Source organism: Micavibrio aeruginosavorus ARL-13 (assembly GCF_000226315.1).
Classification (GTDB): domain Bacteria; phylum Pseudomonadota; class Alphaproteobacteria; order Micavibrionales; family Micavibrionaceae; genus Micavibrio; species Micavibrio aeruginosavorus_B.
This window is the reverse complement of record NC_016026.1, coordinates 442,887-461,501: the sequence shown is the minus strand read 5'-3', so window position 1 is coordinate 461,501 and position 18,615 is coordinate 442,887. Positions and strand designations below refer to the sequence as shown.

At 56.7% G+C, this 18,615-nt stretch carries 20 protein-coding genes; 12 read left to right on the top strand and 8 right to left on the bottom strand.

Annotated elements, in window-relative coordinates; translation table 11 throughout:
- The first annotated feature begins 105 nt into the window (after positions 1-105).
- Both MICA_RS02030 and MICA_RS02025 read left to right on the top strand, forming a co-directional pair.
- Complete coding sequence (locus MICA_RS02030; protein ID WP_014102009.1) at positions 106-363, top strand: hypothetical protein; 258 nt, start codon at positions 106-108, stop codon at positions 361-363.
- A 12-nt stretch (positions 364-375) separates the two neighbouring features.
- Positions 376-693, top strand: coding sequence for a hypothetical protein (locus MICA_RS02025; RefSeq protein ID WP_014102008.1), 318 nt, complete (start codon positions 376-378; stop codon positions 691-693).
- A gap of 163 nt (positions 694-856) precedes the next feature.
- Here the strand turns inward: MICA_RS02025 and MICA_RS02020 are convergent, their stop codons facing one another.
- Positions 857-2,188 (bottom strand): aspartate aminotransferase family protein, encoded by a 1,332-nt coding sequence (locus MICA_RS02020; protein ID WP_014102007.1) that lies wholly within the window; start codon positions 2,186-2,188, stop codon positions 857-859.
- 88 nt (positions 2,189-2,276) lie between these two features.
- Here MICA_RS02020 and MICA_RS02015 point away from each other — a divergent pair, with 88 nt between their 5' ends.
- Entirely contained in the window at positions 2,277-3,035 is a 759-nt protein-coding gene (locus tag MICA_RS02015) for a rhomboid family intramembrane serine protease (RefSeq protein ID WP_014102006.1), read from the top strand.
- Here the strand turns inward: MICA_RS02015 and MICA_RS02010 are convergent.
- The 4 genes from MICA_RS02010 to hemC form a co-directional block, all read right to left on the bottom strand.
- A complete protein-coding gene (locus MICA_RS02010; protein ID WP_014102005.1) occupies positions 3,032-4,429 on the bottom strand; it encodes a heme biosynthesis protein HemY in 1,398 nt (465 codons plus the stop codon). The genes MICA_RS02015 and MICA_RS02010 overlap by 4 nt on opposite strands.
- A gap of 35 nt (positions 4,430-4,464) precedes the next feature.
- Positions 4,465-6,012, bottom strand: a complete 1,548-nt coding sequence (locus MICA_RS02005; RefSeq protein ID WP_148260400.1) for a COG4223 family protein — start codon at positions 6,010-6,012, stop codon at positions 4,465-4,467.
- A gap of 63 nt (positions 6,013-6,075) precedes the next feature.
- Positions 6,076-6,795 (bottom strand): uroporphyrinogen-III synthase, encoded by a 720-nt coding sequence (locus MICA_RS02000; RefSeq protein ID WP_014102003.1) that lies wholly within the window; start codon positions 6,793-6,795, stop codon positions 6,076-6,078.
- Positions 6,792-7,727, bottom strand: a complete 936-nt coding sequence (hemC, locus tag MICA_RS01995) for a hydroxymethylbilane synthase (protein WP_014102002.1) — start codon at positions 7,725-7,727, stop codon at positions 6,792-6,794. Before hemC ends, MICA_RS02000 begins: the two co-directional genes overlap by 4 nt.
- Positions 7,728-7,774: 47 nt before the next feature.
- Between hemC and tsaD the strand changes: the two genes are divergently transcribed.
- The 8 genes from tsaD to acs all read left to right on the top strand — a co-directional run bounded on the left by tsaD (position 7,775) and on the right by acs (position 15,040).
- Entirely contained in the window at positions 7,775-8,857 is a 1,083-nt protein-coding gene (gene tsaD / locus MICA_RS01990; protein ID WP_041793737.1) for a tRNA (adenosine(37)-N6)-threonylcarbamoyltransferase complex transferase subunit TsaD, read from the top strand.
- 17 nt (positions 8,858-8,874) lie between these two features.
- Positions 8,875-9,864, top strand: coding sequence for an NAD(P)H-dependent glycerol-3-phosphate dehydrogenase (locus MICA_RS01985; protein ID WP_014102000.1), 990 nt, complete (start codon positions 8,875-8,877; stop codon positions 9,862-9,864).
- A gap of 91 nt (positions 9,865-9,955) precedes the next feature.
- Complete coding sequence (locus MICA_RS01980) at positions 9,956-10,438, top strand: hypothetical protein (protein WP_014101999.1); 483 nt, start codon at positions 9,956-9,958, stop codon at positions 10,436-10,438.
- Positions 10,439-10,462: 24 nt separating this feature from the next.
- Positions 10,463-11,020, top strand: a complete 558-nt coding sequence (locus MICA_RS01975) for a hypothetical protein (protein WP_014101998.1) — start codon at positions 10,463-10,465, stop codon at positions 11,018-11,020.
- 24 nt (positions 11,021-11,044) lie between these two features.
- Positions 11,045-11,455: a hypothetical protein gene (locus tag MICA_RS01970; RefSeq protein ID WP_014101997.1), complete on the top strand. Its 411-nt coding sequence runs from the start codon at positions 11,045-11,047 to the stop codon at positions 11,453-11,455.
- Positions 11,456-11,554: 99 nt separating this feature from the next.
- The gene (locus MICA_RS01965) at positions 11,555-11,965 is read left to right on the top strand and encodes an EVE domain-containing protein (RefSeq protein WP_014101996.1); all 411 of its coding nucleotides are present in this window, start codon (positions 11,555-11,557) and stop codon (positions 11,963-11,965) included.
- Between the two features lie 26 nt (positions 11,966-11,991).
- The gene (locus tag MICA_RS01960) at positions 11,992-12,876 is read left to right on the top strand and encodes a DMT family transporter (RefSeq protein WP_014101995.1); all 885 of its coding nucleotides are present in this window, start codon (positions 11,992-11,994) and stop codon (positions 12,874-12,876) included.
- Positions 12,877-13,102: 226 nt separating this feature from the next.
- Complete coding sequence (acs, locus tag MICA_RS01955; protein WP_014101994.1) at positions 13,103-15,040, top strand: acetate--CoA ligase; 1,938 nt, start codon at positions 13,103-13,105, stop codon at positions 15,038-15,040.
- Here the strand turns inward: acs and MICA_RS01950 are convergent.
- Positions 15,015-15,653 (bottom strand): hypothetical protein, encoded by a 639-nt coding sequence (locus MICA_RS01950; protein WP_014101993.1) that lies wholly within the window; start codon positions 15,651-15,653, stop codon positions 15,015-15,017. The two genes, acs and MICA_RS01950, sit on opposite strands and share 26 nt — an antisense overlap.
- A 205-nt stretch (positions 15,654-15,858) precedes the next feature.
- On the opposite strand from MICA_RS01950, the gene MICA_RS01945 reads away from it, so the two are divergent.
- The gene (locus MICA_RS01945; RefSeq protein WP_014101992.1) at positions 15,859-16,191 is read left to right on the top strand and encodes a hypothetical protein; all 333 of its coding nucleotides are present in this window, start codon (positions 15,859-15,861) and stop codon (positions 16,189-16,191) included.
- A gap of 10 nt (positions 16,192-16,201) precedes the next feature.
- Here the strand turns inward: MICA_RS01945 and MICA_RS01940 are convergent, their stop codons facing one another.
- On the bottom strand, positions 16,202-18,181 hold the full coding sequence (locus MICA_RS01940; protein ID WP_014101991.1) for an O-antigen ligase family protein: 1,980 nt from the start codon (positions 18,179-18,181) through the stop codon (positions 16,202-16,204).
- Positions 18,182-18,281: 100 nt separating this feature from the next.
- On the bottom strand, positions 18,282-18,569 hold the full coding sequence (locus MICA_RS01935) for a DUF2312 domain-containing protein (RefSeq protein WP_014101990.1): 288 nt from the start codon (positions 18,567-18,569) through the stop codon (positions 18,282-18,284).
- Positions 18,570-18,615 lie beyond the last annotated feature (46 nt).

Genomic DNA, 18,615 nt, shown 5'->3' with positions numbered 1-18,615 from the left:
CCTTTGAGGACATTATAGGCTCAATCATTCCGGAAAATAATTCGGAAACCAGAACGGAAAACGGCCATAAATAAGGGCCATGGTAAAAGAAGAAGAGGTGTCACCATGCAAGTCAACATTCAGGACATCCTGCAAAAGGCAGGACTGGATGAACCGCTCTATCCTGGCAAGCGCGTTGTTAAACAATGCCGCCAGGCGGGCGAGTTCAAAAGCCACTGCGTCGTCTATGACTGGCGCGATCCGGAAAAAGTTCGGATCGAGGTCAAAGCAGGCCTGAGCGGGCGTGACTTGCCGCCGAAGGAATTGAAGAAATATCCGGTCAGCTTCCAGACGCCGACCTTCATCGAAATCAACGTCCGTTAATAGGAGGACGATATGGGTAGACAGCATTTTAGCGGCGCAGCCGCAGGGCAGATTGCAGAGAGAGGCGATGCCAGCGCCACCGTCGTCGGCAAGCCAACAGAACAAATTGACGTTCTGGCCAATCGTATTGGGCACGGTTTGCAACATGGTCATGTGGATTTGATCACGGCCGCGATTGAAACACGGGCCGCAGGTGCCGTTATTCGTGCCACACCAGGCGGCGGATTGGCCCCGAAAGGTGACGAAACCGTTCCGTATAAATACAAAGCGGATAACGAACAAATGTTTGGCGCAACAGCCCCGACGCCACCAACACCCGGCGGCCCATAAAGTTTCCAGCATTGAACAAAAAACCCGCGCAACAGGAGGCATGGCCTGTTGCGCGGGTTTTTCTATCTTTCCCTACCCGTCATCCCGACAGAGCGCAGCGACGAGGGATCCCCTCCTAAAGACAAGGTGAGATCCCTCACATGCGTTCGGGATGACATTGCCTCTACAACGTTTTCAAAACATCCTTGATCGTCGTCACAATCTGATCAATCTGGGCCTGATTGATGATCAGCGGCGGGGACAGATACAAATTCGGCCCCGTGTACCGCACCATCAATCCACGACGGAACAATTCATACGACACTTCGCGTGGGTATTTGTTCAGATCATTGGGGTCCTTGCTTTCCGCCAGTTGAATACCGGCCAGCATGCCGCAATTGCGGACATCCACAACATGCGGTTCACCCTTCAATGAATGCACGGCATCTTCGAACGGTTTCGCCATGGCTTTGGCATTGTCCCAGATTTTTTGGTCCTGAATGGTGTCCATGGTTCCGATGATGGCCGCCGCCGCTAGTGGGTGACCGGAGTATGTATAGCCATGCATCAATTCAATGACATGTTCCGGTCCGTTCATAAACGCGTCATAGATGGTTTTGGTCACAAACGTCGCGCCTAGCGGCACGGTCCCGTTGGTAATGCCCTTAGCCATCGTGATCAAATCCGGCGTTACACCAAAATAATCCACCGATGACATCGTGCCAAAGCGGCCAAAGCCCGTCACAACCTCATCAAAAATCAGCAAGATGCCATGCTTGGTGCAAATTTCGCGCAAGCGCTGCAAATACCCCTTCGGCGGCGGCAGAACGCCCGTGGACCCGGCCACAGGCTCCACAATCACCGCCGCAATGTTCATCGGATCATGCAGATAGATCAGACGATCCAGTTCGTCTGCATATTCCGCACCATGGTCCGGCATGCCGCGTGCAAACGCGTTGCGCATCAAATCATGCGTATGACGCAAATGGTCCAAATTGGGCAGCAATTGACCAAAGGTCGCGCGGTTATACGGCAGGCCCCCAACGGAAATGCCGCCAAAACCAACGCCATGATACCCACGTTCACGTCCGATCAGAACGCGGCGCGTGCCCTCGCCCCGAATACGGTGATAAGCCAGCGCAATTTTCAGTGCGGTGTCCACCGCCTCGGACCCAGAATTGCTGAAAAACACATTGGTAAAGGGTTCCGGCATATCCGCGATCAAACGCGATGCGGCCTTGAACACGGTTGGGTAGCCGAACTGAAAACACGGCGCGTAATCCATCAATTCCAATTGCGCGGTGATGGCCTCTTTAATTTTCGGCTGATCATGGCCAGCGTTCACGCACCACATCCCTGCGGCCGCATCCAAAATTTCTTTGCCTTCCGGATCGTAATAATACATCCCCTTGGCCCGCACGATCATACGCGGTGCCTTTTTGAAATAACGTTGCGGAGTGAACGGCATCCAAAATTCGTCCAACGAATTTGCCGCGGTTGTAAAATCATATGCCATGATACTTGTCCTTTGTGCGGGAAAACCCTAGATTCGAAAAGTCGTACGCAGTATAGGCGAAGAAATCAGTTTGGCCAAAGGGGTCAGCATGCAGGATGATAATGGCCATAATAATGGCGAAAATCGTGATGAAACGCCCAACACAACCATGGGCGCGGACAGTAATATTGTCCGTTTTCAACGCCGCCCACAGCGTGATCATAATGCAGCGACACCAACGCATGACGACAACGCGCCACTGATCAATCTGCCCCCGGTGACGAAATGGATGATCGCGTCTTTCGTCCTGGTGCAACTGATTATGAGTCTCGGCCTCAGCCCGGAATGGCGTTTTTGGGTGATGGCGCATCTGGGATTCGTACCCGCCTATTACACCGGACAATTCGGATTTGGCTGGCCGATGATTGTCGGTCCGTTCACCTATATGCTGATCCACGGCGGATGGTTGCACGTGGGACTGAACAGCGTGATGATGATGGCCTTTGGTGCCGGATGCGAACGGGTACTCGGCGCTAAACGCATGATTATTTTATTTGTATTATGCGGATTGGCCGCGGCGGCGTTTCACATGGCCCTGAATTGGGGATCCGACGCCCCCGTTATCGGCGCATCGGGTAGCATCAGCGGATTATTCGCGGCGATTATGTTGATCCTTTACGCCCAAAATCCCGGCGGCATGGGCGGAAAATACGGTTTATGGCCGTTTATTCTGCTCTGGATCGTCATTTCGGTTGCATTCGGCTCCATGGGCGGGCCGGGCGGCAGCTCAATCGCATGGGCTGCGCATATTGGCGGCTTCATCGCAGGCTTCGCGTTCTTCCCACTGGTGATGCGGTTGAAGATTTAACGCCCGCCCAGACTGCGCATCGGGGCCGCCAGTAATGGATCGGCTTGCATGTGCAGGATGGAGCCGTCGGACAGCAGGTTTTTCCGCGCGTCCGGGTAATCCCAGACAATCGTATTGAACGTGTCATGCGGTTCCGCAATCGGGGCCCAGCGTTCGTAAATACGGCCCGTTTGACGGCATGTCCAAACCGGATCGGCCGGCGCATCCGCCGCTTTTTCCAACATGCGTTTGGCCGTTTCCGGGTGGCCTGTTTTTTCTTCCAGTCGCGCCCACAGGCGATAAATGCGCGGTGATGGATGCAATGTTTCCGCCATCACCAGATATTGACGCACCTCACCCCACAGCCCGCCTTCCAACGCGGCGCGCGCGGCGGCCAACTGGCTTTCGGCATGATCGGGGCGCAGGGCGACCAGACGTTCATACCACCGCATCCGCACCATGGCGTCGCTGGCTTTGTTTTCCGGCGCCAACGCATCCCACAGCGGAATCAAATCCGGGTGCGGGTTGGCGCGCCAGGCGCGTTCAATAATGCGCGCGGCTTCGCGTTTCTTTTGCAAATCAATGCACAACCGCGCCAGACGCACCGCCGCCGGAACGAACGCGGCGGAAATTTGAATGGCGTCACGCAGATGATGCAACGCCTGCGCCTGCAACCCCGCACGCAAATCCTGATCGGCCTGCGCCATCAGCAGGGCCAGACGGTTGGATTGCGCTTCTTCCGGTGTAAATGCACCCACGCGTTCGGCGGATTTCAATGTCTTCTCGGCACTCGCCCAATCATGTTTCTGCACTTCCAATCCAAAGACGGTGCGCAAAATCCATTTTTGTTTCGGGTGCATGTCTTGTGCCTTGCGGGCCAGAACCAGCGCCGCATCGACATCGGCATGATCCATCGCGTCCTGCATCAAACCGCGCACACCCAGAAACGCCGTGTCTTTATCCCGCATCAGCGCATCGAAATGCGCGCGGGCGACCAGATCATTGCCCTGCAGGCGCGCGGCCTGGGCCTCAAGCAGATGCGGCAGACCACCATCCTTCGGCAAGAATTTGCGCATACGGGCGGCTTGATATCCGGCAACGCGTGCATCACCGGCCGCAACCGCCGACAGGCCCAGAACCAGCGCGCGCATACCGCGATCGCGGCGTTTATCCGCGCGCTTTTTTCCCCACATCATCGGCAGCGACACCAGCGCCAGCCAAATGCGGTACACCACCAACGCCGCCAGAATAACAACAAACCCGGCCAGCAGGACCAGCCCGATATGCGCCTCGATATCATAGCCGAGCCATGAAATCTGCACCGTGCCCGGATTATTCATGGCCCAATGCGCCACCCACCAACCGGCGGCGACCAGAACGGCAATTTTTGTCAGGATCCACAACGTCCGGATCATAATGATCAGCTCCGGTTCAAGGTTTCATTCAACGGTTATTGTTTCGGCATCATGATGGGGGCGGTCGATCCCGATGTTGGCGCACCGACAGCATCACCAACAGCTCCACCAATGGCCCCGCCCATAGACCGGGCGCGACCAATATGGCCCATCACCCCTTCGGTCACCGTGCTTTGCAGGTTCTCCAGCATCAGGGTCATTTGCGCCTGATCGATCAGCGGTTGCGCCGTTTGCGCCGCCGGGCCGCGCAAGGCCTCCAGCTCGGCCAAGGCCCCTTCGACATCGCCGTTATCCAGCATCACCTGCGCCCGGGCGACACGCGCCTGCGTATCCGTACCGGTGACCAACTGGCCATCTTTCTGGATTTTCAGCACGTCGTGCAGACGCGCCATCGCTTTATCCTGCACCGACACATCTTCGCCCTTCAATGACGATACAACAATATCACCGGTCAGGCTGCGCAGCTCGTTGGACAAACCTTCGGGGGACAGAACACCCTGCTGCGCCAGCGGTGCCAGACGATCAATCGCGGCAGCCAGTTCCGGGTCATCTTCGCCCACCATGTTTTTCAGCAGAACGAGGTCATCATAAAACGGCTGTTCCCGCGCGGCGGATTCACGCACCTGCGTCAACGCCAGCAACAAGGCGGCCGCTTTCAAATCGGCGGGTGATACGCCTTGTAACGTCTGGGCCAGTGCGGAATCGCCTTCCTGCACTTCTTTCAGCGTTGAATCCATTTCACCCATGCGGCCCTGCATACCCTCAACCAAAGCTTTGAGGTCGGCCAGGGAATTTTGCAATTGCGCCTGCCCCTCCAGCGTCGTCTGCATATCCCCCAGACGCGCCAGCATGTCGGACAACTCCGGCGACGCCCCGGCAATCCCCTGCACCTGTTGTTCCAACGCATAGATACGGTTCATCAGGCCCGCAACATCGGCGGCCTTGATCTGGTCGACAATGCCTTCGGCCTGATCTTTCAAATCGGCGACGCGGCTTTGCAGGCCGGCGGCTTCGGATTTCAAATCGTTGATCCGGTCACCCAGATCCTTGGCAATTTTTGCGGCCTTGTCCGGGTCGGTGTATTGCACCGCTTCGACATCACGCTCCAGCGTGGCAACGCGGTTGCTGGTTTGATCCAGTTTTTGTTTGCCAACGGCGATCAACATGCCACTGATCAACACAAACACCATCACCAGCGAGGCAGAGCCGAGCATCGCGCTGCGCACGGCCTGACGCTTGAATTTATCCAAATCCTGATCCGCGCCCAGATTGATGGTGGGTTGTTCGTGCATGACCGGGCGAACAGGCTGTTGCTGTTGCGCTTGCGGCTGCGGCGCGGGTGTCGCCATCGACACGGCATCCAGAACGCCCGACAAATTCACATTGTGCGCAGCGGCGGCGCTGACCACATCGGCGCGGCGGTTACCGGGAATGACGTTGCGTTTTTTCCACCCCTGTACCGTTGTCACGGGCACGCCCATTTTGGTGGCCATCGGTCGAATACCGCCAAACCGTTCAATGACGGTTTCGGCATTGGGAATGGCATTGTCATCCGGGGTGATTGGCGCAGAAGAATTTTGCATGGTCTTGATCGGCCCTTTGCGGCCCATTAACGAAACACGGGCGGTGAAGAGATTACGTATACTTTAAGGACGCAGATGATCCAAAAGGTCCAGCATGGCGGCCCGGTCGGGGCGTTGTGCAGTATAGAGTCCGCGCCATGGCAGGTCCGATACAGACTCTACCACTGAATCCGACAGACACAAGGCCCCGATGCCCGCGCACGCCCGATCCAAATTCATCTTTTTCATAGTATTCACAAAGGCTTGCCCCGTCCGTGCCGAAAAAAACAAAACGCCCGTGACACAGCCCAGCCGAATCATCACCCGCACCACCCATGGCAGGCGTGTGACCATATCGGCGCGATAGACCACCAACGGCGCAATCCGTACGCCGGGCACGACCATGGGGCGGACCACATCGGCCCCACAGACATGCAGAATGACCCGGTTCGGATCCAGATTTGCACCCGTTAAAACGGTTTCCAGATCATTGATATCGCCACCGGCGCTGACCACCGTTTTAAAACCCGCATCACGCGCCGCATCCGCCGTGCGATCACCGACACAGTAAACGGGGAGATCACGCGGAACATCCGGACAATGCCGCACGCCATTCATGCTGGTGAACACAATCGCCTGAATATCATCAAAGGATGGGAGTGTCGGGTGCAGCGGAATGATATCCAGCATCGGTGCCAGCATCGGAATAAATCCGGCGGTGCGGAGTGCGTCACACAAATCCCCGGCATCATCCGCCGGGCGCGTGACCAGAACAATCGGCCGACAAAAGCCGGAAAAAATCATTGCAAAATACCATCCGGCAAACGCGATTTCAGACGCGCGCCGACCACCTGACCAATCAGGGCCGCATCATGATCCACATGCACGGGGCCGGATTGTTCGTCCGTAAACACCTGCACCCCGTCGCCCGAGGCGACCAGAACGCGTAAATGCAATTGGTCGCCGTTCAATGTCGCATGCGCGCCAATCGGTGTGTGGCATGATCCGTCCAGAACCTGCAACGCCGCACGTTCCGCGGCCAGAACCAGACCCGTTTCACGGTTGTGAATAGCATCCAGCAGCGCCATTGTTTGCGTATCACCCACGCGGGTTTCAATACCGACAATCCCCTGCCCTGCGGCGGGTAACATGGTGTCGGCGTCGATGGTGCAGGACGCTTCATGCGCCAGCCCCAGACGGTTCAACCCGGCCAAGGCCAGAATGGTGGCATCCACCTGTTTGCTGCGCAATTTTTCAATCCGCGTCGGCACGTTGCCGCGCAGGGGAACAATTTTCAAATCCGGACGGATCGCCAGCAACATCGCCTGACGGCGCAGGCTGGCTGTACCGACCACGGCCCCTTGGGGCAAGTCTGCAATCGCCTTGATGCCATCATGGGCCAGTAACGCATCACGCGGATCGGCGCGGTCCAGAACATGCACCACCTGCAACCCTTCGGGCAGGAAGGACGCCATGTCCTTCATCGAATGCACGCCACAATCCACGGCACCGGCCAGAATCGCCTGCTCAATCTCGCGCGCGAACAGACCCTTGCCGCCCTCGGCTTCGGACAGGCGGGTTTCGCCCTGTTCCGGCTTCCAGTCGGCAGAGGATTGAATCACAACAATTTCAACGTCCAGACCCGGGTGGGCAGCCTTCAAGCCATCGGCGACCATGGTGGTCTGAACCAATGCCAGCTTCGATCCCCTTGTTCCAATACGCAGTTTTTGGGCCATTTTTTTACTTTGCTTATTAAAGACGGGGCCCTTATAGCATTCCGGTTATGGTCGTTCTAGGCATAGAAACAAGTTGTGATGAAACTGCTGCCGCCCTTGTGGACGGCAACGGCACGATTCTGTCAAATACGATCCTGAGCCAGCTGGATGACCACCGCATTTTTGGCGGCGTTGTGCCGGAAATTGCCGCCCGCGCGCATATGGACCACCTCGACCGCCTGATCAAGGGCGCCATGGACGAGGCGGGATTATCCTTCGCCGACCTGTCCGGCGTGGCCGCCACCTGTGGCCCGGGCCTGATCGGCGGGGTCATGGTGGGGATGATGGCGGGCAAGGCCATTGCCGCCGCCGCTGGCAAGCCCTTTATCGCCGTGAACCATCTGGAAGCCCACGCCCTGACCCCACGGTTGAGCGATCAATCTTTGCAATTCCCCTATCTGCTCCTGCTCGTCTCGGGCGGACACACGCAAATTTTGGTGGTTGAAGATGTCGGTGTGTATCACCGCTGGGGCACCACGCTGGATGATGCGTTGGGTGAGTGTTTCGACAAGGCCGCGAAATTGATGGGCCTGCCCTATCCCGGTGGTCCCAATCTGGAACGCGCGGCCAATCAATGCTCCGATTTGGATGCGGCCTTGACCCGCTTCCCGCTGCCGCGCCCGATGATGCACCGACCCGATTGTGATTTTTCATTCTCCGGCCTGAAAACCGCTGTGCGCCATCATGTTGATGCGTTGCCGCCCGGTGAATTGCAGATGAGCGATGTCGCGGCCATTGCCGCCTCGTTCCAGGCATCGGTGCGCGATGTTGTGGCGGATCGGTGCAAACGCGCCATGGATCAATTCAAGAAATCCTATCCCGCGCACACCACACCCACGATTGTCGTGGCGGGCGGTGTGGCCGCGAACATGGCCGTGCGCGGCGCGCTGGAAGATCTGGCCGCCGCGAAGGGCTTTACTTTTGTCGCGCCGCCCCTGAAACTCTGCTCCGATAACGGGGCGATGATTGCGTGGGCAGGAATTGAACGCTTGCGCCGTGGCGATACATCCCCCCTCAATTTCGCGGCCCGTCCGCGCTGGCCGCTGGACCCGGATGCGGAACCCAAAACCGGTGCAGGCATCAAAGCATAACGAAGGACATAACGAGCATGAAAACAATCGGAGTCATCGGCGGCGGCGCGTGGGGTACGGCATTGGCCCAATGCATGGCCGAAAGTGGTCGCGCGCTCACCATCTGGGCGATGGAAGATGAAGTTGTATCCGCCATCAACACCGCACATGAAAACACGCCCTTCCTGCCCGGCGTGAAATTGAACCCATCCATTCGCGCGACGAATGACATTCACGCCACACTGGCATCGGACATTATTTTGATGGTGACGCCCGCGCAATATCTGCGCGCCAGCCTGCGCCCGATCAAAGATGCGATTGCCAACAAACCCATCGTGATTTGCGCCAAGGGCATTGAAATTTCCACCGGCAAATTGATGACCGATGCGTTGATGGAAGAAGCCCCAAGCGCCATTCCCGCCATTCTGACCGGCCCGACATTCGCCGCCGAAATTGGCCGCGGATTGCCCAGCGCCGTCACCATCGCCGCGCGCGATTCAAAAACCGCCGAAGGATTATGTGATGCGTTGGCGTGCCGCACATTGCGCCCCTATGCCAGCGACGATCTGGTCGGCGCGCAGGTTGGAGGATCAGTGAAGAACGTGATTGCGATTGCCAGTGGCATGATCCACGGGCTGGGTCTGGGCGATTCCGCGCGCGCGGCGTTGGTCACGCGTGGTCTGGCCGAAATTGCGCGTCTGGCCGTGGCCATGGGTGGCAAGCGTGAGACGTTGATGGGCATGTGCGGCATGGGCGATTTGATGCTGACCTGTTCCTCCATGCAATCGCGCAACTTCTCCCTCGGCGCGGCTTTGGGCGAAGGCAAAACGATGGACGAAATCCTCGGCGCGCGGAACTCCGTGACCGAAGGCGTTTATACCGCCCGCGCGCTGGCCACCATGGCCAAGGATAAGGGCGTGGACATGCCCATTTCCGCCGCCGTTCATGCCTGTCTGGATGGCGGACTGGCCGTACGCGACGCCATGACGGCCCTGTTGGAACGCCCGATCAAGGCCGAAGGCAAATAACCCCTTGAAAAACCGCGGTAATTAAATTTCTTGACATAAACATTGTGGTTTTCATAGTGTGCGTCATCGTAACCTATCGCTGGAGCCGACGATGGCCAACACAGACGACGCCAAGGTTGAAATCAACACCCCCTACGACGTTCAGGGGCTGATTGTTACGCCCCTCGGCAGTTCGCGCAGCAGTGACAATTACGACCACGTCCGCCGCTTCATGGCCAAAGTTTTCTTTTTGCCCGACACCCCGCAAAACAAAAAATTCCGCAGCACCCTGCGCGAAGACACGCTGCTCAACATTCACAGCTATATGACCGATAGCGATGTTGCCCGGATCAATGAATGCGGCAATACCATCACCTTTGAAAAATTGAGCGTGACATTCAACGCCCTCGGCTATCCCGATGCCGTTGACCTGCGCACCGCGTGCCAGACACCCGGAACAAAATCACATGTGCTTCACGTGGAAGCCACACGCAAGGCCGTGATGGGGCGCGACATGCCCAGCCCCTGCGACACCTGCACATGTGAAAAAGGTAACCGTAAACCCCCAAAGACGGATTACAGCTACGAACTTTAACCCCACAGGAACGGAGCACACACCATGGAAGGTATTTCTGATCACTACAAGGCCTTGCAACAGCAACAAGCCGCAGAACAACAAGCCCGCCAGCAAGCCCTGATTAATGCCCGTGGAATTATCCTTCAGCCCATTGACCCGCCCAGCAACATCGTCGAACGCGACCCACACGGGAATGTCCGCCTGATCCGCCACGATTTCACCGCCAGCGTTTTCTACATCCCGGACACACCCGAAAACGCCGCAATCAAAAAAGTCCTGAACGAAAACGACCGCGTATCCGTCTCCTCTCTCCTCCCCCGCGATATGGTCGAACAAGCCATGCAACACCCCGGAACGATCACGTTCGATCAGTTGCAGTTTGAAATGCCGAAAACCCAATCCATCCGCGTCGCACACCACTCCCAAAATCTGCCCAAGGCTTTCGATGCCCGCACGGCATGCCAGATTGATGGAACGGCGGCATTTAATGCCCACGCGTCCCAGACCATGTTTGGCAAAGGGGCATCGCCTTGCGCCGATTGCGCCTGCAACCGCGGACCGGGGTATAAGCCGATGATCCATCGCCAGATCAACCCGTAACCAGACAAGAGGATCGAAACAGCCATGTGCAATTCAAGCGACATCACCGACGATCTGTCCAGTGTCATTGTCCAGCCGATCCAATCCCCCATGCCCGGGAATTATTACGGGGCCCACCGGATTGGCGACAAGCAACGCACCTTTCTGGCGCAGATTTTTTACCTGCCGGCCTCCGCGCAAAACGACAAACATCGTGCCGCCTTGCCGGATGGGGCTGTGGTCAATGTCCACAGCTTCCTGCCGCCGGACACGGTTGACGCCGTCATGCAATCGAACACGGCCAGAACCATCACGCTGGACGAGGTCCAGGTGACCTTTATCAATAACGGCCTGCCGCAAATTATTGATACACGCGACGCCGCCGACATTCCGGGAACCGATGCCTATAAAAACCGGTTCCGGACCATGAATATCGCCCCGCCGACAATACCTTAACAGGTCACGGCCCTTGCCAAGGGCCGGATCCGGTCCATATCATAGACGGGCGGTCCCGACGGGGGCCGTCCGTTTTAATTTCAATCAGGAACTTCCCCAATGGCTTACTGGCTGGTCAAAAGCGAACCCTTCGTCTGGTCCTGGGACCAACAGGTGAAAAAAGGTATCGAGGGCTGGAACGGCGTGCGCAATTATCAAGCCGCCAATAATTTGCGCGCCATGAAGAAGGGCGACGAAGCATTTTTTTATCATTCCAACGAAGGCAAGGAAATCGTCGGCATCGTTACCATCGCCCGCGAATCCTACCCCGACCCGACCGATGAAAAGGGCAAGTTCGTCATGGTCGATGTAAAGGCCGACCGCGCCATGCCCAAACCCGTAACTTTGGCCGACATTAAAAACACCCCGGCGTTACAGGATATGGCATTGGTCAAACAATCCCGCCTGTCCGTATCCCCCGTCACCGCCGCCGAATGGAAAATCATTTGCAAAATGGGCGGATTGAAATAACACCCTGAAACAAGGTTCTGCGTATTATGTCGTTGCGTGATGTTCTTCTCAGCCTGCTGGTCATCGTCATTTGGGGCGGGAACATCGTTGCCATTAAAATCGGCGTGAACCAGGCCGAACCGCTGACCTTCATCACGCTGCGCTTTGCCCTGACCACCTTGGTCTTCCTGCCCTTTATCAAATGGCCGGGATGGGATGTGGCGAAAAAGATCGCTGAAATCTCTTTCTATATGTGCGTCCTGCACCAGGGTTTCCTGTTCGTCGCCATGAAGATGATGGATGCCTCGACCATGGCCATCCTGTTGCAATCGCAAATCCTGTTTGCGACGTTGCTGGGGTGGTGGTTGCTGGCGGAAAAAATTGGTTGGCGCACATGGGGCGGGATTGCCTTGGGTTTTGCGGGCCTGCTGGTCACACTCAAGGGGCCGGATGTCGCCGGACACCCGCTGGGTTTCGCCATCACCATGGCCTGCACCATCGCGCTGGCGTTCAGCTATATTCGTATGCGCCAGTTGAAAAGCGTGCATCCCGCCACCTTTATCGCCCTGACCAACGGCTTTGCCGTGCCGTTTGTTCTGATCGCCTCACTGATCATCGCCCCGACCGGGTGGGCGCAGGTCGCCGAAACCGACTGGACGCAATTGGGCGGTGCGATTGGGTATCAGGTCGTGCTGGTCAGCCTGTCGCATATCCTGTGGCAAGCCCTCCTCTCCCGCAACGAGGTGGCCAAGGTCACGTGCTTTATCCTGCTAATGCCGGTGGTGGCGATTATCCTGTCGGCCATGATGCTGGGCGAACATATCGATCAATCGTTGGTGATTGGCGGCGCCCTCACTTTGTCCGGCGTCGGCATCATCGCCCTGCGCAAGGCGCAGAAAGCCCAGCCGATTGAGACCGATCCGGTTTTATAACGCCGCCCCCAGCATCCTATGCAAAATAATTTCACATCCGGCCACCCCCTGAAAAATGGCGGAAAGCCCCGATATTTTGCACCGCACAAAATCCCAACCTCCCCCGCGCTTTAGGGCTGTGTTACAAATTTTGGCATAGAATTAAGAATCCAAGACATTTTCAGACGTTTTCAGGGGCTATTTCGCCATGTCATCAACCGCCACGAAAAACCCAGCCGGAGTCGCAATGACCAAGGAACTGTTCCAGCCCAGCGCCGCCATCACATCCAAGGCGCATATCACCGCCGCCCAATATGACGCTTTGTATCAACGATCCATCAGCGACCCAGATGGGTTCTGGGGTGACATGGCGGACCGGATCACGTGGTTTAAAAAACCTACCAAAATCAAGAACACCAGTTTCAACGCCCCCGTGTCGATCAAATGGTATGAAGACGGCGTATTGAACGCGGCGTATAATTGTATCGACCGCCACTTGCCCGCCCGCGCGAACCAGACCGCACTGATCTGGGAGGGAGATAACCCGAATGAGAGCAAGCACATCACCTATGCCCAGTTAAAGGACGAAGTGTCCAAACTGGCCAACGCGTTGAAAGCGCGCGGCGTGAAGAAAGGCGACCGCGTCACCATTTATATGCCGATGGTGCCAGAGGCGACATACGCCATGCTGGCCTGCGCCCGCATCGGGGCGGTTCATTCGGTTGTATTTGGTGGGTTTTCACCGGATTCATTGAAAGACCGCATTCTGGATTGCGATTCCAATATCGTGATCACTGCGGATGAAGGTCTGCGCGGTGGCAAGAAAGTGCCGTTGAAGAAAAATACGGACGAAGCGCTGAAATCCTGCCCCGACGTGTCCACCGTGATTGTCTTGAAACGCACCGGTGGTGATGTCGCATGGAATGCAAAACGCGATGTGTGGTGGCACGACATTGTCGATACGCAAAGCACCGACTGCCCGTGCGAAGAAATGAATGCCGAAGATCCCCTGTTCATTCTTTACACATCGGGATCGACCGGCAAGCCGAAGGGCGTGTTGCACACCACGGGTGGGTATATGGTGTATACCAGCCTGACCCACGAATGGGTGTTTGATTACCAACCGGGCGAAGTGTACTGGTGCACGGCCGATGTGGGCTGGGTCACCGGGCATTCCTATATCGTTTATGGTCCGCTGGCCAACGGGGCCACGTCGTTGATTTTCGAAGGCGTCCCGAATTACCCGGACTTTTCCCGCTTCTGGCAGGTGGTGGACAAGCACAAGGTCAATATTTTCTACACCGCCCCCACCGCCATTCGCGCGTTGTTGCGCGAAGGGGACGAATGGGTCAAGAAAACCAGCCGTTCCACATTGCGCATTTTGGGCAGCGTGGGTGAACCGATCAACCACGAAGCCTGGATGTGGTATAACGCCGTCGTTGGCGAAGGGCGTTGCCCGATTGTTGATACATGGTGGCAAACCGAAACCGGTGGCCACATGATCACGCCCCTGCCCGGTGCTGTTGCAACCAAACCGGGATCGGCCACCAAACCGTTCTTTGGCGTTGCCCCGGAAATTGTCGATGGCGAGGGCCATATTATGAATGGCCCATGCGAAGGCAATTTGTGCATCGCCGATGCCTGGCCCGGCATGATGCGGACCGTATTCCGTGACCATGCGCGTTTTGAACAAACCTATTTCAGCACGTTCAAAGGCAAATATTTCACCGGTGACGGATGCCGCCGTGACGATGATGGGTATTACTGGATCACCGGGCGTGTGGATGACGTGATCAACGTATCCGGCCACCGTTTCGGCACGGCCGAGATCGAATCCGCCATTAACGAACATGATTGTGTTGCCGAATCCGCCGTTGTTGGCTTCCCGCACGATTTAAAGGGTCAGGGCATTTATGCCTATGTCATCCTGAATACCGGGCGTGAACCGAGCGAAGAGATGAAAAAGGAAATCGTGCAGGTGGTCCGCAAGATCATCGGCCCCATCGCCACGCCGGATGTGATCCAATGGGTCAGCGGACTGCCCAAAACACGGTCAGGAAAAATCATGCGCCGCATTCTGCGCAAGGTCGCCGCTGGTGAGATTGATAGCCTGGGCGATACATCCACGCTGGCCGATCCGGCCGTGGTGGATGAGTTGCTTAAGAACCGGCAAACACCGACATAGAGCCACCGGGCTGCGGCCCGAAGGATGCTTCAGCAAAGGCGGCGGCAAAGCTTCTTTGGCGCCGTCTTTGTTTTTGAATGGCGTCAAAAGGATTATAAGCCTGCGCATTCGCGGTCACACCGTTCAACATCATCATCGCCATAAAGGCCATGAACGGGTCATGTGTGTTCTGCTCCGCTTCCATCTGCCTGCGCATACGCAAGTGGAACGCATTCAAGCGATCCCAGAATTTCTGTTTGGTTGCGGCCAACTCGGCCTCGCGCTCTTCATCCAGACGAACCAACATGGCCTTCACAGCGGCCTGAACGGCGTCGTCTTCGCGGGCTTCCAACAGACGAGTCAGATAGGCGCTTTTCGCGCTGTCCATCATATCGGCGGCAATCTGCGCCATCGGGTCTTTTGCTCCGCGCTGTTTTTCCAGCCGCTTGAAGTGAATTTCGGCGTCCAACGCCTGTTTGTGCAGATGGGCCAGAAGGCTGTCAACGGCACGCAAGGCGCGCTCTTCGTCCTGGCCGGATTCTTCCTGACGAATTTCCGCATCGCGTGCATCCAGATACGCGTCGAGACGTTGCGACATCTGGATCATCGTATGGTTGAGCGAAACGGGTTTCATCAAATCCTCTTTTTATGGTCTTCCTGTTCGCTGCCACGATATAGGGAAAATATAAACAATCGGTAAATTCACACCTGCTTCGGCCGCCGCGCAAACCGCAAACTTCCCATAACCCTGATTTTTCCTTGCGCCAGAGCCGCTTTTTAGGTAAGGTTTAAAAAAATGTTAATAAATTAACAGTAGCGTTAAAGAACAGGATGTAGATATGTCGGGATTGAAAAGAACTTTCAATGAAAACTCCACCGGGTCCCATATTGGCGACCGCATGCTGGCGCGTGCCGACGCCGGCAAATCCCGTTACAATCCGGACCAAATGTTTCTGCTGGTCGCCAGCGCCCTGATGCGCTCCCGCTTTATGTCCGACGATGATCAAGCCGTTATGAAGGAACTGGCCGCGTTTGGCGAAGCCTATAATGATACGCCGAAGGCTGTGCGCATGTTAAACACGCTGGCGCGCCTAGCCGAAGTTGAAGTGCGCTTCCGCGACGAAGCCACGATGAAGCGCCCCACCGTACCGCAACATCCCACCATCAACTAATGCGCTTTTATTACGGGGCCAATCGGTCCCGTAATTGTTTGAGCCACTGGTCCACACCTGTGCGGCTCCGCACTTGTATATTCCGTTGCTCTGTCCGCGCGGCGATCTTATCGGCATAAAATGCGGCACGGTCCGCATTCCCCGCCCGTTGATGCATTTGCGCCAACATGCCCAGATATTGCGGGGACGCATAAAGCTCTGCCACGCGCCAGCGCATAACATCCTCCAGCACCGCCACGGACTGGTCCACGCGCCCGGATGCCGCATAGATCTGCGCCAGGCCAACACGTACTTCAAAATTCAGCGGATCCAGCGCCAAGGCCTCTCGCAAAATCTGTTCCGCCATTGCCGCGCCGTTGGGCTCCATCACACCGGCAACCGTATAGATCAGCAAGGCCTTTTCATTGCGGTAATAGGCGTTATAGGTATTGAGGGCGATCGCGCGGTCATATCCGGCCAGCGCACGATCATACACAACACGGGGGTCCTGACCGTCCAGCACATTTTTGTTCAAACGCAACCGGGCCGCCACCGCATCAATATAATATACGCGGCCATAAGATTCAGGCGCCCACCTGTGCGCGATGGCAAGGACGTGCTCCGCCGCCTGAAAATCATCGCGTCCCAGCATCGCATGCCCACGATCCGTGTAATAAATACCCACCCCAGCCCGCACACACCACGCCGCCGTCAAGACCAGCCCGACCATCACGCCAGCGAAAACGGCATGCCGGACAAACGGAGCCTTGAATGACAGGGCAAAGCGGTTCCGTCCCAGACATTGTTCCGTCGCCGCATACCATACGGCCAGAATAACACCGGCGGGGATCAAGAAGACGGGCATATAAAGCTGGAAACTGAGATGCGCATTCAAAACCAGAACAAGCAAGGATGCCGCCGGAGCCAGCACCGCCAGACGTTGGCCCATATCCTGCGTGGCCGATGCCGCCATCACCGTGCGCACCGCAATCACGTCCAGCAGCAGATAGAAAAAGATCAAAGCCGGAATCCCGGTTTCAACGGCGAATTGCAAGGGATCCAGATGCACGAAATATCCGTCGCTGGTATCCCCGAACGGTCGCATGCCGGCATAGGATAAATAGAACGAAGCCAGGCCCCCCATTCCCGTCCATGGGTGATGCGCCGCCATCGACAACGCTGTGGTCCAGATCAGATAGCGTTCATCAATACTGGCCTTGGAATCCCCCATAATGCCGCCAAAGCGTGTTGCGATTGTATCGACATCATTCAAATAAGCACACAACGCAAACCACATCGCCCATGCCGCCACCAGGGTCAGAACAAAGGGCCCGATGCGGCGGCGTGTTTGTGGCGCACACCACAGCGCCATTACCACGATCACCGCCCCCGCAGCCAGAAACCCACCCCGGCTTTCCGTCATGGCAATCGCCACCAGCGCCAACGCCACCATCACGCCGCCCGCCACCATCACGCGACCAGACCCGCGTAACAGCATGGCCAACGCGAACGGTACACTCATCGCGATAAACGCACCCAGATCATTGGCGTTGAGGAAGGGATGGTGAATGCGACCGCCCGCCAGATCCGGCAGAACCGCCGCCTGAAAAATCGTCCACACGGACAATGCCGCACCCAGCCCGGTCAGGACACGGGTCATCGCCGGTAAAATGTCGGGCCCGTGATCGCGATACAGCGTCAATGTGAAAAACAGGGCCGGAACCAGCAACAGCATGGCCGTGAAGGCCCCGCTGACAAACGCCACATCGGCCCGGAACACGGCCAGCCCGATCCAGCCAAAGAACAACACAAGGGCCACCGTTAGCGGCGCCCACGGCGCATCCCAGCCAACCATCCGCCGCGCCGGCCAAAATGCCATGGCCGCGCACACCCACGCCCCGCCCAGAACTGGCGCAAACAAGGCCTGTTCAATCCCGCGAAAAAACATCGCCAGCGCAACAACCACGCCGAACACAGCCGGGATCAATAAGCGGGACAAAAGATGCGTCATAAGAAAATCCGTCGCAAAAAACAAAGGCCGAAAAAGCAAAGGCCGGGGATCACCCCGGCCTTTATTGTGTCGGTTTTTACACCGAATGCAAAGAAAGCAATTATTCCATACCAAGCGCGGCTTTGTATGTTTCCAGCAGCATTTCTTCTTCGCGGCGTTTATCCAACGCCACTTTGCGCATGCGGATAATTTTGCGAATGGTTTTGGTGTCAAAACCAACAGCTTTGGATTCTGCGTAAACGTCCTTGATATCTTCGGCCAGCGCGGATTTTTCTTCTTCCAAGCGTTCCAGACGCTCAATAAACGCCTTCAGGCGCTTGCCCGTCACGCCATCCACTTCGCGTGTGCCATCATCGGACCCAACGCTTTTCAATTGTGCTTCTGCCATTTTCAAATCCCGTTACAAATACAAGGACCGGAGCCCGTTTGCATAA